Genomic DNA, 24606 nt, shown 5'->3' with positions numbered 1-24606 from the left:
GCCACCGGCTGGCCCATCGTAGCCACGCGCGCGTGTGTGCGACGGCCGGGCACCCGCACCCCGTGTCACAGCACGACGGCATCCGGGTCACGGCCCGGTCGCGGCCGTCCCGCCGGGTTGCGGTCCGCCGTATGGACGCGCGGTGACGGGAGTGGAAAGCTCGAAGGACCGCGGGCGTCGCCGGAGCCGCCATCGCACGCGGGGCCGTCGTGCCCGCGCCCCCAAGGACCTCACCGTGCACGGGAGGCAAGAAATGGGCGACAAGGCACACAACCACCCCGGAGCCGCCGGCAGGGCTACGGCGGCCGACCATCCCGCGTCCGTACGGAATGTGGTGCTGGTCGGCCACTCCGGATCGGGCAAGACGACATTGGTGGAGGCTCTCGCGCTGACGGCGGGAGCCGTGAATCGGGCGGGCCGCGTGGAGGACGGCGGCACCCTCTCGGACTACGACGAGATCGAGCACCGGCAGCAACGTTCCGTACAGCTCTCCCTGGTGCCGGTCGAGTGGGACGGCATCAAGATCAACCTGCTGGACACCCCCGGATACGCCGACTTCGTCGGAGAGCTCAGGGCCGGTCTGCGCGCCGCGGACGCGGCCCTCTTCGTCGTCTCGGCCTCGGACGGCGTGGACGGCTCGACCCGCATGGTGTGGGAGGAGTGCGCGGCGGTCGGCATGCCGCGCGCCATCGTCGTCACGCACCTGGAGGCCGCCCGCGCGGACTTCGGGGAGCTGACCCCGCTGCTGGCCCAGGCGTTCGGCGGCGACGACCCGGACGCCGTGCTCCCGCTGTACCTGCCGCTGCACGGCCCCCAGGCGCCCGACGGGCACGCGCCCGTGACCGGGCTGACCGGGCTGCTCTCGCGCAAGCTGTTCGACTACTCCTCGGGCGAGCGCAAGGAGTCCGAACCGGGCGAGGACCTGCTGGCGGAGCTGGAGGAGGCCCGCAACCGGCTGATCGAGGGGATCATCGCCGAGAGCGAGGACGAGACCCTCATGGACCGCTATCTCGGCGGTGAGCAGGTCGACGTCAAGACGCTGATCGAGGACCTGGAGCGGGCCGTGGCGCGCGGCACGTTCTTCCCCGTCCTGGCGGCCGCTCCCGCAGCCGAGGGCGCCCGGCAGGGGATCGGCACGGTCGAGCTGCTGGAGCTGATCACCCGGGGCTTCCCGACACCCCTGGAGCGCGAGGCGCCCCAGGTGACCACGGTCGACGGCAGGCCGCGCGAACTGAAGCCGTGCGACCCCGCCGGGCCGCTGGTCGCGGAGGTGGTGAAGACCTCGTCCGACCCGTACGTCGGCCGGGTCTCGCTGGTGCGGGTCTTCTCCGGCACCCTGCGCCCCGACGAGACGGTGCACGTCTCGGGGCACGGCATGGCCGACCGCGGGCACGAGGACCACGACGTCGACGAGCGCGTCGGTGCCCTGTCCGCGCCGTTCGGCAAGCAGCAGCGGGCGCTGACGCACGCCATCGCGGGCGACCTCGCGTGCGTGGCGAAACTCAGCCGCGCGGAGACCGGTGACACGCTCTCCGCGAAGGACGACCCGCTCCTGATGGAGCCCTGGCAGATGCCCGACCCGCTGCTGCCGCTCGCCATCCAGGCGCACAGCAAGCCCGACGAGGACAAGCTCTCGCAGGGCCTGGCCCGGCTGGTCGCCGAGGACCCGACGATGCGCCTGGAGCAGAACCAGGACACCCACCAGGTGGTGCTGTGGTGCCTGGGCGAGGCGCACGCGGACGTGGCCCTGGAGCGGCTGCGCGCCCGCTACGGCGTCCAGGTGGACGTCGTACCGCACCGGGTCTCGCTGCGGGAGACGTTCGCCGACCGGTCGGCCGGGCGCGGGCGGCACGTGAAACAGTCCGGCGGGCACGGGCAGTACGCGATCTGCGAGATCGAGGTGGAGCCGCTGCCGGGCGGGGCGGGCATCGAGTTCGTGGACAAGGTCGTCGGGGGCGCGGTGCCGCGGCAGTTCATCCCGTCGGTCGAGAAGGGCGTGCGGGCGCAGGCGGCCAAGGGGGTCGTGGGCGGGCATCCGCTGGTCGACGTGCGGATCACGCTGCTCGACGGGAAGGCGCATTCGGTGGACTCCTCCGACGCCGCGTTCCAGACGGCGGGCGCGCTGGCGCTGCGCGAGGCGGCATCCGACGCGCGGATCCATCTGCTGGAGCCGGTCGCCGAGGTGAGCGTGCTGGTCGGGGACGACTACGTGGGCGCGGTGATGAGCGATCTGTCGGGGCGGCGCGGGCGGGTCCTGGGCACCGAGCAGACGGCCGGCGGGCGCACTCTCGTACGGGCCGAGGTGCCCGAGATCGAGATCGGCCGGTATGCGGTGGACCTGCGCTCGCTGTCGCACGGCACGGCGCGCTTCCACCGTGCGTACGCCCGCCACGAGCCGATGCCCGCGCAGGTGGCCGAGAAGGTGCGGCAACAGGCGGCGGCCGGTTGACGGTTGAGGCGACGTCAGTCGCAAGTGAACAGAGGGGAAGGTGATCCTCCGGTTCGGCGGGCGGCTTCGGCCGTCCGCCGACGGATGTCGGTGGCTGGGGATACGCTGATGACCTGATCAACAGGTGTGCGGAGTACGGAAGTCGGGAAGGCCGCAGGAGCGGGATCGCGGCGAGTGGGGGCGGGAATGACCGTGGAGGACTTCTTCGGGCCACAGGTGCCCCGGACGGGCGGAGCGGGGCAGGGCCCGACGCTCGCGCTCGCCTCGGCGGCGTACCGGGACACGCCGATGGAGGAGATCAAGAAGGCCGACAACGAATGGCACCAGTCGACGGTCAACGAGGGCCGCAAGTGGGCGAAGATCTTCCGCCCCAACTTCGGTGAGGCGTACTCCCAGGCGGTGATCGACCGCATGCTGGGCGTCGGCCGCAAGCCGCTGATCCAGTCCTTCGGCAGCGAGCCCCAGGTCGTCGTCGAGCACTGCCTCGCGGCCTCCCGCATCCGCCGCCAGCGCGACATCACGCTGACCGGCATCATGCTGCTGTGCGGGGTGCTCTTCCTGCCCGGACTGCTGGTGTGGCTGCTCGTCTTCCAGCTCCGGGCGGGCATGGCGAGGACGGACAACAAGCGGATCTCCGGACTCGGCACCGGACTGCTCGTCGCGGTCGCCGCCCTCGCCGTGATCTTCCTGGTCCGGATGCCGTTCACCGGCTTCTGGGGGTGGTACACGCGCGGCTGTGTCGTGGCCCCGGTGGCCGGCTGGTTCCTGGCCAAGCGGGTCTGCGAGCGCACAGCGAAGGACCTGCGCGAGCGCTGGGGCGGCCTGCTGTCCGGCGGCAGCATCGGCGCGAAGGTCCCCGAGGCGGTGCCGACCAGCCCCGACCAGGCCGCGGCCGAGCAGCTGCGCCAGTCCCTGGCCCGGCTCAGCGCCGAGCAGCAGTCCAACTCGGTCTTCTACGCCGGCCCCAAGGGAATACTCGGCATGGGCACCCGCTGGGGCTCGTGGTCCCTGGCGGAGGAGCTGACACCGGTCGACCCGGTGAAGGGCGTCCACGAGTTCCGCAGCTGGACGGTCGTCCGGGCCATCCACGAGGAGCTGACCGTGCTGCACCGCCAGCGGCTGAAGACCGGTGGCTTCCCCGAGCCGCAGGTACGGCACTGGATCGTCACGCATGTCGGCGAGGGCGCCAAGGAGGTCACCCGGCCCGAAGGGACCGACGTCGAGGCCTACCAGGTCAAGCCGAGGGCCGTGGAGGACATCTGCAACGCCAATCAGTTCGACGGCGGCGACCGGCACTACCTGGGCGTCCAGTGGCCCCATCTGTACAACGGCAACCTGGTCCTCACCATGATGGTCACCGTGACCGTGCTCAAGGAGACCCTGCGCATCGAGGTCACCGGCCATGCGCTGGGCCCGGTCAACGGTCTGTTCAGCAGCAAGCCCGAGGCCCCCACCAAGGAGGTGGCCAAGACCGTCCGTTTCTGGGAGACGCGGACGATCAAGCTGCCCCTGATCACCGCCGACGAGGTGGTCCGGCTGGCCGCACGGGCCACGATCAGCTGGTACCCGCCGCTGCTGAAGTGGCTCGGCGGCTCGATCGGCCTGCCCGAGCCGTTCGGCCTGCGGCACGCCTGGGCCGACCAGCCCTGGCGGCACCGCTTCATGGCCGACGACGCGCTGCGCACGGCCACGCCGGTGCTGCGCGCGGTGCACCGGGCCGCGTTCCGGGTCCTCAAGGAGCACGACGTGGACCTGGAGAAGTTCAGCTCGCGCTCGTCGGTGCTGAGCGGCGGCGTGCAGGAAGTGTCCCCGCGCAAGGCCGACACGTACGACGCGTGAGCCTCCGGCGGTCGCGCCGAGCCGTGCGGGTGCTCCGGCCGGCCGGCCCGGGGGCTGCGCCCCCGGACCCCCGCTTCGGCCCTGAAGGGGCTCGTCCTCAGATGCCGGACGGGCCGGCACTCACGCCGGCCAGGCCTCCGCCAGCATCTTCCGGGTGTCCGCCAGCAGCTGCGGCAGGACGCGCGTGTGGCCGACCACGGGCATGAAGTTCGTGTCCCCGCCCCAGCGGGGCACGAGGTGCTGGTGGAGATGGGCGGCGATGCCCGCGCCCGCCACGGTCCCCTGGTTCATGCCGATGTTGAAGCCGTGTGCGCCGGACGCGGTCCGCAGGGCCGTCATCGCCTGCTTGGTCAACTCGGCCAGCTCGACGGTCTCCGGTCCGGTCAGCTCGGTGTAGTCGGCGACGTGCCGGTAGGGGACGGTCATCAGGTGGCCGCCGTTGTACGGGTAGAGGTTGAGCACCGCGTAGACGTGCTCGCCGCGTTTGACGATCAGTCCGTCCTCGTCGGATTTCGCCGGGATCGAGCAGAAGGGGCAGCCGTCGCCGGCCCCCGGGCCGGTCGGCTTGTTCTCACCCTGGATGTAGGCCATCCGGTGGGGCGTCCACAGGCGCTGGAACGCGTCCTGCGTCCCCACTCCGATCTGCTGCTCCGGCTCACTCGTCATGCAAGGCAGCATATGGCTTCGCCCGTTCGCGGCGTGTCGCCGGGGTTGCGGGAAAAGCCCGGCAGGCGAAGCTGGGCCGATGGACGAAGTCAGCCGTCAGGCCCGCTGGGAGCAGCGCACCGAGATCCCCCTCGCCTTCGCGTCGCTGCTGTTCCTCGCCATGTACGCGGTCCTGGTACTCGCCCAGGGGCTGCCGGGCGTCTGGCGGGACCTGTGCACGGCGGTGCTCTCCTTCACCTGGGCGCTGTTCGCCGCCGACTACGGGGTGCGCTGGCGGCTCAGCGGACAGGGGCTGCGGTTCGTCACCACGCACAAGCTGGACACGGTGGTCGTCGTGCTGCCCCTGCTGCGCCCGCTGCGGGTGGTCAAGGTGTACGAGGCCGTCCAGCACCGGCACGGGGAGCCCCGCCTGTCGCTGTACGCGCGCGTGATCACGTATGCCGGGCTGACGACGGTGCTGCTCGGCTTCGCGTGCTCGCTCGCCGTCTACGACCGGGAGCGGGGGGCGCCCGGCACCGAGATGCACAGCTTCGGGGACGCCCTGTGGTGGGCCTGCGCGACGCTGACCACGGTCGGCTACGGCGATGTCGTCCCGGTCACGGCCGGCGGCCGGGCGATCGCGGTGGGCCTGATGGCGTGCGGGCTCGCGCTGCTGGGCGCGGTGACGGGCTCGTTCTCGTCGTGGCTGGTCCAGGTGTTCGCGCTGGAGGGGGAGCGCCCGGACGGCGAGAGGCCCCCGGGGAGCTGAACTCCCCGGGGGCCCGTGTCCGGCCGGATCAGACCTGCGCGCGCTCCTCGACGACCTTCGCGATCTTCGCGATGGCCTCGTCGAACGGGATGCCGTTCTCCTGCGAGCCGTCGCGGTAGCGGAAGGACACCGAGCCGTTCGACATGTCCTCGTCGCCCGCGATGACCATGAAGGGCACCTTCTGCTTCTGGGCGTTGCGGATCTTCTTCTGCATCCGGTCGGAGGAGGAGTCGACCTCGACGCGCAGCCCCTGCTTGCGGGCGGCCGCGGCGAACTTCTCCAGGTACTCCACGTGCCCGTCACCGATCGGGATGCCGAGCGCCTGGACCGGCGCCAGCCAGGCCGGGAAGGCGCCCGCGTAGTGCTCCAGGAGCACGGCGAAGAACCGCTCGATGGAGCCGAACAGGGCGCGGTGGATCATCACCGGGCGCTGCTTGGCGCCGTCCGGCCCGGTGTACTCCAGGTCGAAGCGCTCGGGCAGGTTGAAGTCGAGCTGGATGGTCGACATCTGCCAGGTACGGCCGATGGCGTCCTTGGTCTGGACGGAGATCTTCGGCCCGTAGAACGCGGCGCCGCCCGGGTCGGGCACCAGCGGCAGGCCCTGCTTCTCGGCGACCTGACGGAGGGTCTCGGTGGCCTCCTCCCAGACCTCGTCGGAGCCGACGAACTTCTCCGGGTCCTTGGTGGACAGCTCCAGGTAGAAGTCGGTCAGGCCGTAGTCGCGCAGCAGGCCGAGGACGAAGGTGAGCGTCTTGTCGAGCTCCTCCGACATCTGCTCACGGGTGCAGTAGATGTGCGCGTCGTCCTGGGTGAAGCCCCGCGCGCGCGTGAGACCGTGCACCACGCCCGACTTCTCGTACCGGTACACGGTCCCGAACTCGAACAGGCGCAGCGGCAGCTCGCGGTAGGAGCGGCCCCGCGCGTCGAAGATCAGGTTGTGCATCGGGCAGTTCATGGGCTTGAGGTAGTAGTCCACGCCCTCGTCGAGCTGCATGGGCGGGTACATGCCGTCGGCGTACCAGTCCAGGTGCCCGGACGTCTCGAAGAGCTTCCCCTTCGTCGCGTGCGGGGTGTAGACGAACTCGTAGCCCTCCTCCTCGTGGCGGCGGCGCGAGTAGTCCTCCATCACCCGGCGGACGATGCCGCCCTTGGGGTGGAAGACGGCGAGGCCGGAGCCGATCTGCTCGGGGATGGAGAACAGGTCGAGTTCGGCGCCCAGCTTGCGGTGGTCGCGCTTCTCGGCCTCGGCGAGGAAGTCGAGGTACGCCTTCAGCTCGTCCTTGGACGGCCAGGCGGTGCCGTAGATGCGCTGGAGCATGGGGTTCTTCTCGCTGCCGCGCCAGTAGGCGGCCGCGTTGCGCATCAGCTTGAACGCAGGGATGAGGCGGGTGGAGGGCAGGTGGGGACCGCGGCAGAGGTCCTTCCAGCACAGCTCGCCGGTCTTGGCGTCGAGGTTGTCGTAGATCGTCAGCTCACCGGCGCCGACCTCGACGTCCGCGCCGTCGTCCGAGGAGGCGGAGCCCTTGAGGCCGATCAGCTCCAGCTTGTACGGCTCGTCCGCGAGCTCCTCGCGGGCGGCCTCGTCGGTGACGACCCGGCGGGCGAAGCGCTGGCCGCGCCGCTGGATCTCCTGCATCTTCTTCTCGACGGCCTTGAGGTCCTCGGGCGTGAACGGCTTCTCGACGTCGAAGTCGTAGTAGAAGCCGTCCTTGACCGGCGGGCCGATGCCGAGCTTGGCCTCGGGGAAGATCTCCTGCACGGCCTGGGCCATCACGTGCGCGGTGGAGTGGCGCAGGATGTTCAGGCCGTCCTCGGAGGAGATCTCGACGCCCTCGACCTGCTCGCCGTCGGAGAGCACGTACGACAGGTCCTTGAGCTCGCCGCCCACGCGCGCGGCGATGACGGAACGCTCGCCGGCGAAGAGGTCGGCGGCCGTGGTGCCCGTCGTCACCGTGCGCTCTTCCCGCTCGGAATCGCGTTGGATGATCACACGGACGTCTGACACCGGTCTCTCCTGACTGCAGGTGGGTGCGGCGCCATACCGGGAGCGCGCGCATGACGGGATCGTACCGACCCGCACCCGCCGACCGCGAAACGGTCAGCGGCCCCCGCGGCCACCGCGGGCCGCGGGGGCCTCAGTCCCCGTCGTCCTCCCCGCCGCACGCCTCCTCGAAGAAGTCGAGGTGCTCCTGGAGGGACTTCATCAGCCGGTCCCGTTCGGCGTCGTCGACCTGGACGGGTACGACGCCGCAGGCACCGGTGAGCCTGCGGAAGCCGCCCCGGCTCTCCAGCCGCCCCTGCACCCGCACCGGCAGGCCGACGAGGTGGGCCTGTCCGGCGGTGCGGTAGTCCTCCTCGTCGAGGGTGATCCGGACGTGCGGGATCTCGGCGCCGGCGAGCACCCGCAGCCGTACGCTGCCCTCGCCGCGCGGCCCCGACCTGCGCAGCCGGACCACGGTGCCGGTGATCCGCACGGACACGGCGGGTTCCTCGCGCAGATAGCGGGCGCCGGCCTCGCGCAGCACGGGCAGGTCGCCGGGCGAGAACTCGACGGGCTCGTCGGTGGCGGCGCAGTCCTCGGGCACTCCGGCGGCCGGGGACCACTCCACCCCGACCCGGGCGCCCTCGGTGCCGCGGACGAGGGCGATCAACGCGTCGGTGAGCTCACGGCTCGCCCCGGCCTCCACGGCGCCGTCGAAGGCGTCCATGCCGCCGGTGGCCCGTTGGTAGTCGATGGCCTCGCGGACGGCGTAGAGGGCCTGGTGGAGACGGACGGCGAGGGGGCGGATCGATGCGGCCGGCACGAAGGCGGTCAGTCGGCGGCCGCCCGCCCCGGAGCCGACCAGGACCTGGTCGAGCAGCGCGGAGGCGGCCCTGCGGTGCCGGGCACCGTAGTAGCCGGCCCGCGCGCGCGTGGCGAGCGCGCCGGCGAGGAGCATCTGGCGGGCGGCGCCGCGCAGCTGTTCCTCGACCGTCCAGGGCGCGGCCCCGGCGGGTCCGTGCGGGGTGTCGCGCCACCAGCGGATCTCGTCGCTGGGCACGGCGAGAGCGACGAGCACCTCGCGCGCGGAGGGCGTGCCGCTGCGGGCGAGCGCCTGGAGCGCCTCGCCGAGCAGGTCGTCGCTGTCGGGGAAGGCCCGGCTCTCGGGGACGAGGAGACTCGTGCCGCCCGCGCCGGGCCCGGGTGGGGTCCAGCGGCCGTAGCGTCCGGCGGCGCCGCCGCGCCGCTGCCAGCCGTGGCGGCGCAGCAGGGCGCCGAGGACGGCCGGGTCGACCTCGCCGGGCTCGGGGGCCCGGTCCCAGCAGACCTCCGGGTGCGGGCGTACCGCCCTCACAGGCTCGTCGAGGGGCCGGTGGGTCATGGTCTGCCTCCCGTCCCGACCCGCGTCATGATCTCGCACAGGGCCCGGTCGTCGAAGATGCGTGAGGTCGGTATCCGCACGGTGGTCCGGGTCCGCCCGGTGATCGGGTGGCCGGCCAGATTGACCCAGTAGCAGCAGTGCCGCAGGTCGAGGCGGTCGTGTCCGGCGCGCAGCCACTGGTCCTGCGAGCGGGGCACGATCATCACGACCAGGATCTTGTGCACCGACACCGGGGTGCGGGCGAGCTTGCGCAGGTGGTCGTTGTCGAGGGTGAAGGAGAAGAACCGGCCCGGCGGACCGGGCGGTATCTGGTAGGTGGCCTTGAGCTGCACCTTGATGGTGACCTCGTCGTCCACGGTGTGCCCGGGTGCGCTGTGACTGACGTGCCAGTCGATGCCGTTGTCCGGGAACGGCTGGGACAGCGAGCAGCCGGCGGCCGCCGCGACCGCGTGCAAGTACCCGACCTGCAGTGTCTCCATGCAGGCGGTGGTGGCGAGTGTGCCGCGATGGGGGCCCGTCTGTTCGGGCAGCAGCCCGCCCCGCTCGGGCTGCGCTATCGCCATGACCAACTGCCTTCCACGACAAGAGAGATGCCCGGAACCGGGCCGAACGACATGCCGGGTGAACCCCGGTGAGAATCCCGCCGCGGGCCGCTGAACTGCAAAGACCCGTACTCCTGTTGTGTCCTTCCGGCGTACGGCGCAAACAGCCCGGGTATCACCAAACGGGCAGAAGACGGTGCGTCAGCTGCCGTGGGTGAACGAGGGGTTGTGTTGGTATGTCGTACTGGTACGAGGGCCCGCTGGCCGCATTCGACACGGAGACGACGGGCGTCGACGTGGAGGCCGACCGGATAGTGTCGGCCGCCCTCGTCGTCCAGGACGCGCCGGGGGCACGGCCGCGGGTGAGCCGCTGGCTGGTGAACCCGGGCGTGCCGGTGCCCGCCGAGGCGACGGCGGTGCACGGGCTGACGGACGACCATCTCCAGCGCAACGGCCGCTGGCCGGCGCCGGTGATGTTCGAGATAGCCGAGCTGCTCGCCGAACAGGCGGCGGCGGGACGGCCGTTGGTCGTGATGAACGCGCCGTTCGATCTGACCCTGCTGGACCGCGAGCTGCGTCGGCACCGGGCTTCGTCGCTCGGGCACTGGCTGGAACCGGCGCCGCTGCGGGTGCTGGACCCCCGGGTGCTGGACAAGCACCTGGACCGCTACCGCAAGGGCCGGCGCACGCTGACCGACCTGTGCGGGCACTACGGCGTGTCACTGGCCGACGCGCATGACGCGGCGGCGGACGCGCTGGCCGCGCTGGAGGTCGTGCGGGCCGTGGGCCGGCGCTTCTCGGCGCGGTTGGAGCGGCTCTCCCCCGCGGAGCTGCACGCGCTGCAGACGACGTGGTTCGCGGCGCAGGCGCGCGGTCTGCAGGCGTGGTTCGCGCGCAGCGGGAACCCGGAGACGGTGGACACGTCCTGGCCCGTCCGCCCGGAGCTGCCGGCGGCGGCCTAGGGGGGTGGATACGCGAAGAGCCGGCCCGCGACAGGCGGACCGGCTCTTTCCCGGTGGGCGATACTGGGTTCGAACCAGTGACCTCTTCGGTGTGAACGAAGCGCTCTCCCACTGAGCTAATCGCCCGGGAACGCACTGAACAATACAGGTCCCCGCACGCTTCCTTCAAACCGCTTGCAGACGGGCGGCCAGTGCGCGCCGCCCGGCCCGCATCATCAGCCGGTGGTTGGCCCGGAACAGCGGGCGCCCGGGCAGGGCGAACCGTCTCAGCAGCGGCTTGTGCACCTCGACCACCTGCTCGTAGCGGGCGAGGGTGCCGGGGCCGCCCGCGGTGAGCGTCCAGCGGGCCCAGCCCTCGATGTCGCCGGAGACCGCGATCTCCAGGAGGCCCGCCGCCGGGTCGCGGCGCGTCTCGCGCACGGTGCAGGTGATGTCGTACGGCAGGAACGAGCGGATGCGCAGGGTCCCGGTGGTGCCGTCGAGCCGGTTCACCTCGCGGACCTGGCGCCACCAGCGCGGATAGTCCTCGATCCGCTCCAGCTCGGCGTACACGGCGGCGGGCGGCGCGGGCAGCGCCCACAGGCTGAGGAAGCGGTAGCGGGTGCGATCCATGGGGTGAGTGTGCCGGTACGGGGGCCCGCCGGACGGCATTTGAGTACGTTGTGAGTACCCGTACGCATGCCGTCCGGGAGTGACGCGACCCACACTCCTGGCATGACGTCCCTTCCGCCCCCGGCCGAGGTACTGCGGATCCTCGACGCCGAGCTGTACCGACTGGACGCCCGGCGCGCCCAGTTGCTGGCCCGACGGGCCTGGCTGGTCTCCGTGCTCCAGCCGGTACGGCCGCTGCCCGCCCCGCCGTCCCCCTCTCCTCGCCCGGGTCACCCGGAGGCCACCGCACCCGGTGTCCAGAACGTCCTGCTGCTGCTCGGTGGCGTGCTGCTCACCGTGGCGGCCATGGTGTTCACCCTGGTCAGCTGGGGTCATCTGGGGATCACGGGCCGTTCCCTGGTGCTGGCCGGGGTCACGCTGGCCGTGCTGGGCGCGCCGGTGGCGCTGCTGCGGCGCGGGCTGGACTCGACCGCCGAGTCGGTCGCGGGGCTCGGCCTCGCCCTCACGGTCCTGGACGCCTACGCGCTGCACGAGGCCGCGTTCGCGACGGCGGACGGCGTCACGTACACGGCTCTGGCCTCCACGGTGCTCATGGCGCTCTGGGCGGCGTACGGCACGGCCCTCGGCGGGCTGCGGCTGCCCCGTCCGGCCGCCCTGGTGGCCGGTCAACTCCCGCTGCCCCTCTGGGTGCTGGCGGCGGACGGCGGGACGTACGCGGTGACGGCGGCGCTGCTGCTGACGGCGGCGGGCGACGCCCTGGTCGCGCTGCGGGTATCGGCGCGGCCCCTGCGGCCGGTCGCGCTGGTCGGCGCGTTCGCCGTGGGCGGCTGCGGCGTGCTCGCGTCCGCCCTGCTCGCGCTCGACGCGTCCGGTCCGGGCGCAGCCGCCCGTGCGGCGGCGCTCCTCCTGCTCGCGGCGGCGATCGCGCTGGGTGTCGCACGGCGCGCACCGGTGACCGGGCTCGCCCTGGGCACGGCGACGGCGGCCGGGCTGTGCCTGGTCACCGGGGCCGGCGGTGTGCTGCGGATGTCGCTGCCCGGTGCGTGGGTGGTGCCCGCGTGCCTGGCCTGCGGGGTCGCGCTGCTCGCGGCCGCACGGGGCACGGCGCCGGTCCACCGGGGGCTCGCGCTGGCCTCGTACGTCGTGCAGGGCGGCGCCGTGCTGTGGGCGGTGCCCGCGGCGGGTGTCGCGCTGCTGGGGCCCGCGGCCTGGCTGGCCCGTGTCTGGACGGGAGCGCCCGAGGACGCGCGGGCTGCCGTGACGGTCGACGCGTTCTGGCCGCCGCACGCGGCCACCGCTCCCCTGGTGCTGGTCGTGGTCGCCGCGCTGCTCGCGGTCCGCGGCGACGCGCGGTGGCGTGCCTGTGCGCTCGTGCCGGCGTGGGCGGCGGCGATCGCCCTCCCGGCCGCGCTCGAACTGCCCTACGCGGCGGGTCTGACGCTGCTCGGGCTGCTGGTCGCGGCCCTCCTGGGGCGGGGCACGCCGCAGGCCGCCGGTCTCGCCGTGGCGACCTCGCTCAGCCTCGGCCTGCTGTCCCTGGCCGCCGAGCCGGCCACGCTGACCGTCCTGGCCTCGCTGACCGCCCTCTTCGCGGTCGCCGCCCTGCGCGGACGGTCCGGCCCGGTGCCGGCCGCCGCCTCCCTCGGCCACGCCACGGCGCTGGCCTGCGCGGTGGGCGCCTCGGCCGGGTGGCGACCCGAGCACATCGCCCTGCTGGTCCTGGTGGTCCCGGCGACGGCGGCCCTGCTGGCGCCCCGGCCCGCCGACGCCGCCACCACGCTCGCGGTGGAGATCACCGGTGCCGTGGCGGCCCTGGTCGCCGTCGGCCTGGCCCTCCCCGACCTGCCTCTGCTCGCCCTGGTGCTGTCCCTGTGCGCGGTGATCGCCGCGGGCACGGCCGTGCGTCCGGACCGGCGCCGTGTCGGGTACGCGGCCGTGGTCCTCTTCGTGCTGGCCGCCTGGGTGCGGCTGGCGGCCTGGCACGTCGGTGTCCCGGAGGCGTACACCCTGCCGGCCACGGCCCCCGCGCTGCTGGTCGGCGTCCTGCGCCGGCGCCGGGACCGCGAGGCGTCGTCCTGGACGGCGTACGGCCCCGGACTCGCGGCCACCCTCGTGCCGAGCCTGGCCGCGGCCTGGGGCGACCCGGAGTGGACGCGCCCCCTGCTGCTGGGCGCGGCCGCGCTGCTGGTCACCCTGCTGGGCGCCCGCCACCGGCTCCAGTCGCTCCTGGTACTGGGCGGCTCGGTGCTGGTCCTGGACGCGCTGCACGAACTCGCCCCGTATCTCGTCCAGGCCGCCGACGCGCTCCCCCGCTGGGTGCCTCCCGCCCTGGCCGGGCTGCTGCTGCTCGCACTCGGGGCGACGTACGAGCGGCGGCTGCGGAACGTCCGGAAGGTGCGGGAGGTCCTGGGGCGGATGAACTGAGCCCCGGTTACGGCATCTTGTCGCCGAGGAGGGCCAGGTTCTCGATGGCGGCGAGGCCGTAGAGGGCGGTGTCGTTGGTGGACACCCAGGCGGCCTCGCTGCCCGCGACCAGGGCGGCGGGGCCGCTCACCGGTTCCGTCCGCCACGGCGAGGACTCGGTGTAGCCGTCGGAGCTGTAGAACTTCGTCCACGCCCGCTTGGCGAGCGCCTCGTCGCCGGTCTGCACGGCGGCGTACGCGTCGAGGCGGGAGTGGCCCTGGAACAGCAGCAGGGTGCCGAAGTTGGAGCCGTAGCGGGCCGCCTGCTCGGCCTTGGTGGCGTTGAAGTAGCGGCAGTAGTCGAAGTAGGCCGCGTTGAAGGCCGGCATGTCGACCAGGTGGATGAGTTCGGCGCACAGCTCGTTGAGGCCGAAGACCGCGGACAGGTGGGAGACGCCGACCACCGGGGTGGTGGCCACGGCGAACTTGCCGGTGTCGAGGTCGTACAGGCCGCTGCCCTGGACGAATCCGTTGGGCTGGGCGGCGATCGTCTCCATGGTGGACAGCACGCGGGCCCTGGCCTTCTCCCACTTGGGGCCCTTGCGCTCCCACTCGGTGAGCCAGGCCGAGACCAGGCCGCTCCAGTCGGTGCCGAAGCCGATCGACAGGGCGTGCCGGTCGGGGGTGTACGGCTCGGTGCGGATCTTGCGCAGCGGGTCCAGGGCGAGGAAGGTCTCGTCGGAGTCGACGTTGGCGTGCATGAGGTCGCCGACGCGTTCGTCCGCCGTGAGGAAGTAGTAGTAGCGGCGGTAGGTGGTGTTGGCGATGCGCTGCTGCTTGGCGCTGTCGGCGTAGTGCTGGACGCCGTGCCGGGTGCCCAGGCCCGCCCACTGGCCGATGTGGTAGACGTCCACCTCGCCGGTGTGCCGGGTCATCGCCTCGGCGAAGCGGAAGATGTCCGCGCGGCCGGAGCGCAGATACGCGAACCAGAGCCAGAGGTCCGGGGACAGCTCGGAGTTGTCCCAGGCGTAGCCGCCGATGTCGTAGCGCCACTGGTGCCGGACGGTGTCGTAGGTGTGCATGATGTCGCCGTAGTCCCAGAAGCCGTACCAGCGGCGCTGCTCCACCTGGTCCTTGTAGTAGGTGAAGAGGAAGTCGAGGTGGTCCTCGATCTTCGCCTTGGCGGGGGTGGAGCGGTCGGGCTCGGAGTACAGGCCGGGGCCGAAGACCTTCGCCCTGATGAGCTGCCTGGGTGGAGCCGCGAGCTGCGGGAGCACCCGTACGGCCTCGACCTGTTCGGCGAGCTTCGCGGGTGTCGGCGTGGACTCGTTGGCCCAGAAGAGCAGTTCGGAGGTACGGGCGATCCCGTAGGGGGTGCCGAATTCCGGCTCGTAGTCCTCGTAGGTGATGTTGAGGCCTTCGAGCTGCTCGGCGAAGGTGTCCTGGCCCATGCCGTCGTGGTAGAAGCGCAGGTCCATGGGCTGGGCCTCGGGGGACCAGAGCCAGAGGGTGACCTCGGCGGCATCGGTGTGCGCGTCGCGGATGTCGAGCTGGGAGGGGTGCCGCTCCCAGAAGTCCCGGAGCCCGAAGGAGAATCCCCCGCTCGCCCCGCCGACGTACCCGAAGCCGGAGGCCCGCCCGCCGCCGCCGGCGCCGATCCAGCCGTGCCCCTTCTTGGTGCGCTTGCGCAGGGTGAAGCCGTCGGCGGAGAGCTGGGAGAGGGTGTAGTCGCCCCACTCGGGGATGTACTGCAGACGGGTGGTGACCCGCTGGTCCCAGGTGGCGGGGTCGGGCAGCTTCTGCCCCGCGTACTGGGCGGCCTGCACGGCGGCACCGGGGTCGCGGCGCAGACCGGTGACGCCCTTGACCGCCTCCCTCAGCAGACCGGTGCCCTCGCCGCCGATGCGGACGTGGCGGTCGTACGACGCGTCGCGCATCGGCACGGTGAAGCGGACCCCCAGCCCGCGGACGAAGTCGCCGGAGGCCTTGCCGGGCTCCTGGTTCCCGTCGTAGGTGATCGTGTGGACCATGCGGAAGGAGTCGGCGCCCGCGTAGAAGTACAGGCGGATGGAGAACGGCAGCCAGCTGCGGCTGCCCCTGCGGTGCTTGCCGTCGATGCGGACGACCGCGCGGACCGGGCCGTCCTGCTCGACGGTGACCTCGCCGACGGCGCCCTCGAAGCGCTCGGTCCTGACCGTACCCTGGTCCTCGTCCTCGATCTCGGGCTGGCGGATCAGGACCAGCCGCCCGTTCCTGGCGATCTCGGTGGAGCCGCGTCGGACGGACTTGATGAGCGAGGCGCCGTCCTTGCCGATCCGCACCGTGATGACACCGGTGGAGACGTCGATCGTGCCGCCGCTCCTGTCGACCGTGACCTTCTTGTCGGGGGCGGCGGGGGTGCCGGCCGCGAGGGTGAGCTTGCCGCTGCCCTTGCTGACGGCGTGCGCGGTCCACTTGAGGGAGCCGTCCGGCCAGTACGCGAGGGGCCAGGACTGGACGGGCACGTCCTTGCCGTCGGCGTCCGTCAGCGCGAAGGTCTGATCCTCCCGGAAGGCGCCCATCGGCCAGGGCACGCCGAGCGTGGAGCCGGGGGCGGCGCCGAGACCGCCGTCCTCCAGCCAGTCCAGGGTCACCGGATCCGCGTCGGCCGCCGCGGCCCGGGGCGCGGCCTCGGCGTCCTTGGTCCCGAGCGCCCAGGAGAACTGGGCGGCGGCGCCGGCGACGGCCGCCGCCTTGAGGAGGGACCTGCGGGGGATGGGAGACATGGTCTTTCCTTTCCCGAGTCTGACGGGGACAACTGGTCGACTGGTCAACTGGTCAACTAGTCAGGGGCATGACAGGGCGAGTACGGCGACCACGGGAGCGGCGCCGGCCCCGGGGGTTCAGCGAGTGCGCCGGCGCTCCTCCACGGCGACGGCCGCGGCCACGACCGCCCCCAGCACCGGGACGGCCAGCGGGGCGACCAGCCGGCCGGACAGGACCACCACGGCCAGTCCGGCCACGAGCAGAAACGATCCGGCCGGGTCCTGCGCGGTCCGTCGGCCCGCCTCGGCGAGCAGCGGGCGCCAGGACCGGCCCGGCTCCCACACCGCCGCGGCCCGCAGCAGCGTCACCACGAGAGCGAGCAGCGCGAACAGCCCCACGGCGCCGACGAGCGGCCCGCCGGGGATCCCGGCCCGCGCGGCTTGGACGTCCACCCGGACGGCGGCCGCCGCCCCCCAGCCGGCGAGTCCGACGAGCCAGCCGCCGCGCAGGGCGGAGCGGAAGTCGGCGACGAACTCCCGCAGCCCGCCGCCCTCGTGGCGGACACGACGCCGCAGGTGCCGGGTGCCGGCCGCGAGGGCCGCGGGGTAGGTGACGACGCCGAGGCAGGCCACGGCGGTCCACACGCCGGTGAGCAGCGTCTCGGCGAAGAGCGCGAAGCGCTCGCCGAACACGGACTCCCCACGCGTCTTCACCCGCGCCTTCCCCTGTGCCCTCACCCGTGGTTGCGCCATGGCGACCGCCTCGGCCCTTTCGCTTCGGTCCACTCGGTCCACTCGGTTCGCTCGGTCCACTCGGTTCACTTCAGGCCGGACGTGGCCATACCGTCGATGAGATAGCGCTGGAAGGCCATGAAGAAGGCGATGACCGGCACCAGCGCCACCAGCGACATCGCGATCATGCTGCCGTAGTCGGAGATGCCCTCCTGGTCGCGGAACATCATCAGACCGAGTGAAACGGTGTACTTGGACGGGGTGTTGAGGTAGATCAACGGCCCCATGAAGTCGTTCCAGGCGTTGATGAAGGTGAAGATGGCGCTGGTGATGAGGGCGGGCCGGCACAGGGGCAGCACGACGGACCAGTAGATCCTCAGGTGCCCGCAGCCGTCGAGCCGGGCGGCCTCGTCCAGCTCGCGCGGCAGCCCGCGCATGAACTGCACCATCAGGAAGACGAAGAACGCCTCCACGGCCAGGAACTTGCCCGCCACGAGCGGCACCAGGGTGTCGATCAGCTCCAGCTTGCGGAACAGCACGTACTGCGGGATGAGCAGGACGTGGTACGGGAGCAGCAGGGTGCCGATCATCAGCGTGAACAGCAGGTTTCGTCCGGCGAACCGGATCTTGGCGAAGGCGTAGGCGGTCAGCGAGCTGGACAGGACGACACCGACCACGGCGAGGGCGGCGTACGTCAGCGAGTTGACGAAGAAACTGCTGACGGAGATGCCGGAGATGCCGTCGGCGAGGCCGGAGAAGTTCGCCCAGACCGGTTCGGCGGGCAGCAGGTCGAGGCTGGCGACGATGTCCTTGCTCGGCTTGAACGAGGCGCCGAGCACCCAGATCACCGGATACAGGACGACCGCGAGGACGGCGAGCGCGCCGACGTGCCAGGCGATCGAGCCGCCGCGCCGCCGCTCGTTCGCGGTGCGCGCGACAGGGCTGGTGGCGGTGGTCACTTGACGGCCTCCTCGTAGTGCACCCACTTCTTCTGCGACCAGAACAGGACCGCCGTGACCAGCGCCACCGCGACCACCAGCGTCCAGGCCATCGCGGCGGCGAAGCCCATCTGGGCCTCCTTGAAGCCCTTCTGGTAGAGGTAACAGGTGTAGACGAGGGTGGCGTCGGCGGGCCCGCACCGGGTGTCGGAGACGACGTACGCGGAGCCGAACACCTGGAACGCGTGGATGGACTCCAGCAGCACGTTGAAGAACAGCACCGGGGAGATCATCGGCAGCGTGATGTTCCAGAACCGCCGGAAGGGGCCGGCCCCGTCCATCTCGGCCGCCTCGTACAGCTCCTGCGGGACCTGCTTGAGACCGGCCAGGAAGATGACCATCGGCGCACCGAACTGCCAGATGCTCAGGGCCACCAGCGCGTAGAGGACGTAGTCCGGGTTGCCGATCCAGCCTCCCACGTCCAGACCGAAGATCTTCTGCGTACGGTCCACGATCGCGTCGTCCGAGAACAGCGCCCGCCACACGAACCCGACGGAGACGCTGGCGCCGATCAGCGAGGGCATGTAGAACGCTGCCCGGTACAGGCCCTGCCCCCGCCGCTTCTGGGCGAGCAGCAGCGCCACACCGAGCGCCAGCAGCAGCTTCAGCGGGGTGGCCACGACGACGTACTTCAGGGTCACCTCGACCGACTTCTGCCAGCGCGGGTCCTGGAACATCGTCGTGAAGTTGTCGAGCCCGACCCACTGGGGGGGCGTGAACAGGTTGTAGCTGGTGAACGCGTAGTACAGCGACGCGATCATGGGCCCCGCCGTGAGCAGCAGGAATCCCGCGATCCACGGCGACATGAAGAGATATCCGGCGAGGTTCTCGCGGCGCCGCCCGCGCCGCCCGGCGGCGGGGACGGCGGACCGTTTCCCGGCCGGGCGCGCGGGCGCTTCCTTGACGAGCGTCATGGTGGTACGTCCCCTCAGCCCGCGAACGCGGCCTTGGCCTCGCTGAACAGGGCCTTGGCGGCGTCGGCCGGCTTGGTCTTGCCCTGGGCGACCTCGGCGCCGAGGCGCAGGAAGGCCGCTTCGACGACATCGGCGCCGGACGGGTGCGGGGTGATCTTCCCGAGCACGCCGGCCTTGGCGACCTCCTCCTCGTACGCCTTGACGCCCTTGTTGTTGTCGTCGGTGGGCACGAAGGCGTCGTACTGCTCGGTGGTGGAGAGGATGCCGCGGTCGTACCCCATGATCTTGCCGACCTCCGGGTCGTGGACCATGAAGTCGATGAACTGGGCGACCTCCTTGGGGTGCTTGGTCCCGGAGAAGCCGCTGAGCATCAGCGAGCCGAGGTACTGGCCGGTGTCCTTGCCGTCGGTGGTGGGGATCGGCGCGAGCCCGTAGTCCGAATCGCCCTCGCCCTGGTAACGGATGGAGAAGTTGTCCCAGGTGAACTCGGAGGCGGCGAGCCCGGCCGAGAGACCCGACTTGGGGCTGACCTGCTCGATCTTCTTCGGGTCGGCGACGAGCCCGGACTTCACGCGCTTGTAGCCGTCCTCCCACCACTGCGTCAGATCGTCCTCGGTGAAGCCGAGCGCGGAGTCGGTGAAGAACGCCTTGCCGTTCTGACGCAGATACAGGTCGTAGAGGTACATGATGCCGAAGTAGCCGGTGTCACCGGCGATCTTCAGCTTGTCCTGGATCGTCTGCAGCGCGTCGAAGTAGTCGTTCCAGGTCCAGCCGAACTTCGCCTCCACGCCGGCCTTCTTGAAGGCGTTGAGGTCGATGACGAGCGCCATGGTGTTGGCGCCGACCGGAATGCCGAGCTGCTTGCCGTCGACCTGACCGTTCGCCAGGACACCGTTGCGGAAGTTCTCCAGGCTGAGGTTCCCGGCGTCCGCCTGGGACTTGAGATCCATGAGAACCCCGCGCTTGTCGTACTTGCGCAGGAAACCGACCGCATTCTGGAAAACGTCCGGCGGATTTCCACCGGACGCCTGGGTTTGGAACTTCTCCCAGAACGCCGCGTAGTCGGTGAATTCAGGCTTGATTTTGATCTTCGGGTACTTCTTCTCGAAGAGCGCGATGCTCTTCTTGATGGCGATGGTGCGCGGCTCGCCACCCCACCACGCATAACGCAGCGTCACCGTACCGTCCCCGGAACTGCCACTGCCGCCACCGCACCCGGTCGTCGCGGCCAGCCCCAGCGTCGCCGCAGTCACCCCGGCCGCCTTCAGGATCGTTCGCCTCTCAACATTCCCGCTCGTCCCCACAGTCCGGCCCTCCCCGCGGCATCGCGGCCGCTGCGTGAATCGTTTCAAGAAAGCGCTTGCTGGCAAAAGGTACGAGGGGGTTGAGGGAGCGTCAATGATTCGGACAGGAATTTCTTACGCGGCGGCGGGGCGACGGAGGGGGCCGACGGTCGGTCAAGTCGGGCCTGTGGTGCGGAAGTTGCAGGTGAGGTGGGTTGCGTTCGGGATGTCGGACGGGGGGTGGGTGGGAGGCGGATGCCCTCGACGGCGCGAATCCGCCTGGGTGGAGGTAAGGGGTGGGTGAGGGGAGAGGTGGGGGGTGAGGCGGAGGAGGGGGGTGGGGCGAGGGGGTTTAGGGACGCGGCTGATGGAGGGGGTGGGGGGCGTGGAGGGGGTGGAGTGTGCGGAGGTGGGGGTGCCGGACTGGGGTTTTGCGGCTTGTGGGGGTGGTGAGTGGGCGGGGGCTGGTGGGAGGGGGTGAGGGGGAGGGGTGATTGCTTACGGTCACGCTTGGGGTGGGGTGGGTGAGGGGGTGGGGGTGCGGGCGCTGGGGGCGGGCGACTTGTTGCGGTGGGGAGAGGGGGCCGGGTGCGCGCCGGGGGCGATAGGGCTGGGCGGCGGGGCGGGGCTCAGGGGACGGGCCGTGGGCCGGAGCCGGGTGGGGCCGGGTGGGGCTCGCCGGGCCGCCGGCCAGGGGTGAGCCTCGGGGACGCGGGGCAGGAGCCCGCGGTGGGCTGGGGGCTCGGACTGTGCCCGCGGGGGCCCGGGCCACGGCCGAGCGTCGGGGCCGCGAGACGGTAGCCCGGCTGGAGGCCGGGGCCCTGGACCACAGGCCACAGGCCACAGGCCACAGGCCACAGCCGAGCGTGCGACACAGGAGCCCGGGTCCGGCTGCGGCTGCGGCTGCGGCTGCGGCTGCGGCTGCGGCTGCGGCTGCGGCTGCGGCTGCGGCTGCGGCTGCGGCTGCGGCTGCGGCTGCGGCTGCGGCTGCGGCTGCTGGGACTGTGCCCTCAAAGGACTGCAGGCCACAGCCGAGCGCGGGGTCGCGAGGCAAGAGCCTGCGGCCGGCTGGGGCTCGGGCTCTGCCCCGGGGACCCAGGCCACTGCCAAGCATCAGGGCCGGCGAAACAGAAGCCCGGCTGGAGGCTGGAGCCCTGGACCGCAGGTCACAGCCCAACATCGGGGTCGCGAGGCACGAGCCCGCAGTCGGCTGGGGCTCGGACTGTGCCCCCGTGAGCCCAGGCCACGGCCGAGCATCGGGCCGGCGAAACATGTGCCCGGCTGAAAGCCGGCCCCGCCGGACCGCAGGGCACGGCCAGGCGTCGGGGCCTCTCAGACAGAAGCCCGAGCCCGCGCCCGCGCCCGCGCCGGGGCCACGAGGCAGTAGCCCGAGCCCGCCTGCACCTGGGGCTGCGCCCCTTGCACCGCAGGCCACAGCCGCGCGGGGTCGCGAGGCAAGAGCCTGCCGCCGGCCGGGGCTGGGGCTGTGCCCCTGGGGGCCCAGGCCACGGCCGAGCATCAGGGCCGCAGGGCAGGAGGCCGAGTCCGGCTGCACTTGGCGCTGCGCCCCATGGACCGCGCAGGCCGCAGCCGAGCATCGGGACCGCGCGAGAGGAGCCCGGCTGGGGGTTGGGCCCCTGCACCGCAGGCCACCGCCGTGCCATCGGGGTCCGGGGGGCAGGACCCGGCTGGGGCCGGGGCCCGCTGGGACGTCGGCAGCGGCTGGATGTCGGGGCCGGGGCGGGAGCTCGAGCCGGGCTGGGGCCGGGGTCGAGGCGGCTGCGGGCGGTGGGCTGGTTACCCGGGGCCTGGTCGGCCGGACGATGGGTGGAGGAGCCTCAGGCTGTCTGCGTGGTGGTCGTGCTTGCCGCTGCGCGCCGCTGAGCCGGGCTTCTGCCGAGGCCGTGCCGCGCGGACCGACGCCGTCTGATGTTCGCAGGCGGCCGTACGGGCCCTTGACGTGGGGCGCAGGCTGGCCCGCCGACCTCCGGTGCAGGGAGGCACGGGGCCGCCGGGAGGCGCCCCGAGGTGCTCGCGTGGCCGGAGACGACGTTGGCCCGTCTGCTCTGTCGCAGACGGGCCAACGATCCGGTGTGGGCGATACTGGGTTCGAACCAGTGACCTCTTCGGTGTGAACGAAGCGCTCTCCCACTGAGCTAATCGCCCGGACGCAGGAAGAACATTACCCCATGTCAGGCGCCGCCTGTGACCACGGCAGCCCGGCTCCCCCGCCCTCGCGGCCGCTCACTGGTCCTTGATGTTCCACGGCATCTCGAAACCGAACTTCCACACGTAGACACCCATGAGCACGCCGATGATCACCAGGCCGATCGACGTGAGGATGATGTTGCGGCGGCGCACCTTGGGGTCCAAAGCGCGCGCGGTCGCCTCGGTGACCTTGCGCTTGGTCCAGCGCAGCACCAGCTGGGCCCAGACGAACTCGGTCGCCCAGATCGCCATACCGCCGAAGATCACGATCCAGCCGGGTCCGGGCAGCGGAAGCATGATAATGCCGGCGACCACCACGGCCAGGCCGAGCACGAAGACACCGACCTGCCAGCTCAGGTGCAGCAGGCGGCGCGCCTTGACGAACTCGGGCGCCCGGGAGCCGAGCCCCTGGTCCTGAGGCCCTTCCGCCGCCTCACCCGACTTCGCTCCGTTCGCCGCCACGGCTACCTCGCCAGGCTCGTTACTCCCCGTATTCATACAGCCAGACCCTACCCGAGAGATTCCAGTCACCGGAATGGTGGTACTTCGCGAACAGGCTCTCGGCCGGAAGAGTTACGTAAAGACACGCAAAACACTCAGAGGGGTTTACAACGCCACCGTAGGTGGCATGTCGATTTCGCCGACGTGCGAATCCCCGAGCGCACACTGAGCGAAAGGCCCTGGCGCTTATGAACACCACGGTCAGCTGCGAGCTGCACCTGCGCCTCGTTGTGTCGAGCGAGTCCTCCCTGCCTGTCCCCGCAGGCCTGCGGTACGACACGGCCGACCCCTACGCCGTGCACGCCACCTTCCACACCGGAGCCGAGGAAACCGTCGAGTGGGTGTTCGCCCGCGACCTCCTCGCCGAAGGCCTGCACCGGCCGACCGGCACCGGCGACGTCCGCGTCTGGCCGTCACGCAGTCACGGTCAGGGCGTCGTCTGCATCGCCCTCAGTTCTCCCGAGGGCGAGGCCCTGCTCGAGGCCCCGGCGCGGGCCCTGGAGTCCTTCCTGAAGCGGACGGACGCGGCCGTGCCTCCCGGCACGGAACACCGGCACTTCGATCTCGATCAAGAGCTCTCGCACATCCTGGCGGAAAGCTAGGACGGGGCTCATACCGAGCTGCCCGGCGCCGTCCACTCGGGGAGACGGCTCGGGCTGAAACAATCGCACAGGGAATACGTCGACGCCGCGCCACGGTCCCCCGTGGGGCGGCGTCGGCGCGTGCGGGACCGGGCCGGGGCCCGCTCGCCGTGCGGTCCGGGGGCAGCGCCGCGGTCGCTCCGGGCGGCGGTCCCGGCCCCTGGGCGGGCAGTCCGCGGCGGGAGCCCCGTGGCTTCCGCGCTCGGGGCGGCTACCATCGGCCAGCATCGGAGGGCGCCCGCCCGACCACCAGGCCAGGGAGCGAAACGTGCTGATCACCCACGACACCCGGTGTGCGCTTGATGCCGTGGTGGATCTGGTGAACACCGCGCCGGAGGACGAGACCACCCCGGACGCGCTGCCGGATGTCGCCGCCCTCGCGGAGTTCGTACACAAGCACGACATCAGTGACGTCGGGGTGCTGTCCGAGTTCGACCTCTCCGCGGTACGCAAGATCCGGGGGCGGTTCGCGGGGATCTTCGCGGCCCGTGACGCGCGGACGGCCGCCGGGCTGATCAATGAACTGGTCGCCGCGGCGGGCACCACACCCCGGCTCACGGATCACGACGGCTACGACTGGCACGTCCACTACTTCGCGCCGGGCGCGTCCGTCGCCGACCATCTCGCGGCCGACTGCGGCATGGCGCTGGCCTTCTTCGTGGTGTCCGGGGAGCAGGAACGGCTGCGGCGCTGCGAGGCCCCCGACTGCCGGCGCGCCTTCGTGGACCTCTCCCGCAACCGCTCCCGCCGCTACTGCGACAGCCGCACCTGCGGCAACCGCCTCCACGTCGCCGCCTACCGGGCCCGCCGCAAGGAAGCGGCCGGCTGAGAGGACCGGTGGGTGACTCCCGGTGCAGGGGCGCCGGGTGTCGAGGACGGCTGGTGCCGGGGACGGCCGGTCCGGGAGCGCTGGCGTGCGGGGACGGCTGGTCCGGCAGGGCTGGTGCCGGGGATCGCCGGTCCGGGACCGCCGGTGTCAGGAAGGACCGGGGTCGTCGAGGAG

General features: G+C 71.9%; 18 protein-coding genes and 2 tRNA genes. 7 read left to right on the top strand and 13 right to left on the bottom strand.

What is annotated here, in order from left to right; translation table 11 throughout:
• Positions 1 to 253: 253 nt before the first annotated feature.
• The gene (locus U5640_RS37035; RefSeq protein ID WP_340382948.1) at positions 254 to 2449 is read left to right on the top strand and encodes an elongation factor G-like protein EF-G2; all 2196 of its coding nucleotides are present in this window, start codon (positions 254 to 256) and stop codon (positions 2447 to 2449) included.
• Positions 2450 to 2635: 186 nt separating this feature from the next.
• On the top strand, positions 2636 to 4288 hold the full coding sequence (locus U5640_RS37030) for a hypothetical protein (RefSeq protein WP_340382946.1): 1653 nt from the start codon (positions 2636 to 2638) through the stop codon (positions 4286 to 4288).
• 120 nt (positions 4289 to 4408) lie between these two features.
• Here U5640_RS37030 and U5640_RS37025 read toward each other — a convergent pair whose 3' ends face one another.
• A complete protein-coding gene (locus U5640_RS37025) occupies positions 4409 to 4966 on the bottom strand; it encodes an HIT domain-containing protein (protein WP_340382944.1) in 558 nt (185 codons plus the stop codon).
• Positions 4967 to 5033: 67 nt separating this feature from the next.
• Here U5640_RS37025 and U5640_RS37020 point away from each other — a divergent pair, with 67 nt between their 5' ends.
• A complete protein-coding gene (locus U5640_RS37020; protein ID WP_340382942.1) occupies positions 5034 to 5702 on the top strand; it encodes an ion channel in 669 nt (222 codons plus the stop codon).
• 28 nt (positions 5703 to 5730) lie between these two features.
• Here U5640_RS37020 and thrS read toward each other — a convergent pair whose 3' ends face one another.
• From thrS to U5640_RS37005, 3 genes are all read right to left on the bottom strand, one after another.
• Complete coding sequence (gene thrS, locus U5640_RS37015) at positions 5731 to 7707, bottom strand: threonine--tRNA ligase (RefSeq protein ID WP_340382940.1); 1977 nt, start codon at positions 7705 to 7707, stop codon at positions 5731 to 5733.
• Between the two features lie 130 nt (positions 7708 to 7837).
• Positions 7838 to 9064: a hypothetical protein gene (locus tag U5640_RS37010; RefSeq protein WP_340382938.1), complete on the bottom strand. Its 1227-nt coding sequence runs from the start codon at positions 9062 to 9064 to the stop codon at positions 7838 to 7840.
• Entirely contained in the window at positions 9061 to 9627 is a 567-nt protein-coding gene (locus U5640_RS37005) for a DUF4365 domain-containing protein (RefSeq protein WP_055633424.1), read from the bottom strand. Before U5640_RS37005 ends, U5640_RS37010 begins: the two co-directional genes overlap by 4 nt.
• 215 nt (positions 9628 to 9842) lie before the next feature.
• On the opposite strand from U5640_RS37005, the gene U5640_RS37000 reads away from it, so the two are divergent.
• Complete coding sequence (locus tag U5640_RS37000) at positions 9843 to 10568, top strand: 3'-5' exonuclease (protein WP_340382936.1); 726 nt, start codon at positions 9843 to 9845, stop codon at positions 10566 to 10568.
• A gap of 54 nt (positions 10569 to 10622) precedes the next feature.
• Here the strand turns inward: U5640_RS37000 and U5640_RS36995 are convergent.
• Both U5640_RS36995 and U5640_RS36990 read right to left on the bottom strand, forming a co-directional pair.
• Positions 10623 to 10694, bottom strand: a tRNA-Val gene (locus U5640_RS36995).
• A gap of 39 nt (positions 10695 to 10733) precedes the next feature.
• The gene (locus tag U5640_RS36990) at positions 10734 to 11180 is read right to left on the bottom strand and encodes an SRPBCC family protein (protein ID WP_340382934.1); all 447 of its coding nucleotides are present in this window, start codon (positions 11178 to 11180) and stop codon (positions 10734 to 10736) included.
• A gap of 102 nt (positions 11181 to 11282) precedes the next feature.
• On the opposite strand from U5640_RS36990, the gene U5640_RS36985 reads away from it, so the two are divergent.
• Entirely contained in the window at positions 11283 to 13604 is a 2322-nt protein-coding gene (locus U5640_RS36985) for a hypothetical protein (RefSeq protein WP_340382932.1), read from the top strand.
• Positions 13605 to 13611: 7 nt separating this feature from the next.
• On the opposite strand, the gene U5640_RS36980 is transcribed toward U5640_RS36985, so the two are convergent.
• The 7 genes from U5640_RS36980 to U5640_RS36950 form a co-directional block, all read right to left on the bottom strand.
• Positions 13612 to 16347, bottom strand: coding sequence for a Tat pathway signal sequence domain protein (locus tag U5640_RS36980; RefSeq protein WP_340382930.1), 2736 nt, complete (start codon positions 16345 to 16347; stop codon positions 13612 to 13614).
• A 117-nt stretch (positions 16348 to 16464) separates the two neighbouring features.
• Entirely contained in the window at positions 16465 to 17079 is a 615-nt protein-coding gene (locus U5640_RS36975) for a hypothetical protein (protein ID WP_340382928.1), read from the bottom strand.
• 65 nt (positions 17080 to 17144) lie between these two features.
• Complete coding sequence (locus tag U5640_RS36970; RefSeq protein ID WP_340382926.1) at positions 17145 to 18017, bottom strand: carbohydrate ABC transporter permease; 873 nt, start codon at positions 18015 to 18017, stop codon at positions 17145 to 17147.
• Complete coding sequence (locus tag U5640_RS36965) at positions 18014 to 18970, bottom strand: sugar ABC transporter permease (protein ID WP_340382924.1); 957 nt, start codon at positions 18968 to 18970, stop codon at positions 18014 to 18016. Before U5640_RS36965 ends, U5640_RS36970 begins: the two co-directional genes overlap by 4 nt.
• Positions 18971 to 18984: 14 nt before the next feature.
• Positions 18985 to 20274 carry an extracellular solute-binding protein gene (locus U5640_RS36960; RefSeq protein WP_340382922.1) on the bottom strand — a complete coding sequence of 430 codons (1290 nt, stop codon included), beginning with the start codon at positions 20272 to 20274 and terminating at the stop codon, positions 18985 to 18987.
• Positions 20275 to 22347: 2073 nt separating this feature from the next.
• Positions 22348 to 22419, bottom strand: a tRNA-Val gene (locus U5640_RS36955).
• A gap of 78 nt (positions 22420 to 22497) precedes the next feature.
• Entirely contained in the window at positions 22498 to 22959 is a 462-nt protein-coding gene (locus tag U5640_RS36950; protein WP_340382920.1) for a TIGR02611 family protein, read from the bottom strand.
• Between the two features lie 191 nt (positions 22960 to 23150).
• Here U5640_RS36950 and U5640_RS36945 point away from each other — a divergent pair, with 191 nt between their 5' ends.
• Both U5640_RS36945 and U5640_RS36940 read left to right on the top strand, forming a co-directional pair.
• On the top strand, positions 23151 to 23564 hold the full coding sequence (locus tag U5640_RS36945) for an SsgA family sporulation/cell division regulator (protein ID WP_004002642.1): 414 nt from the start codon (positions 23151 to 23153) through the stop codon (positions 23562 to 23564).
• A gap of 307 nt (positions 23565 to 23871) precedes the next feature.
• Positions 23872 to 24432, top strand: coding sequence for a CGNR zinc finger domain-containing protein (locus tag U5640_RS36940; protein ID WP_340382507.1), 561 nt, complete (start codon positions 23872 to 23874; stop codon positions 24430 to 24432).
• Positions 24433 to 24606 lie beyond the last annotated feature (174 nt).

The sequence above is a fragment of the Streptomyces sp. SS7 genome (assembly GCF_037993025.1).
In the GTDB taxonomy this organism is placed as follows: domain Bacteria; phylum Actinomycetota; class Actinomycetes; order Streptomycetales; family Streptomycetaceae; genus Streptomyces.
The sequence above is the reverse complement of the archived record's forward strand: the minus strand, read 5'-3'. Positions and strand labels throughout refer to the sequence as shown.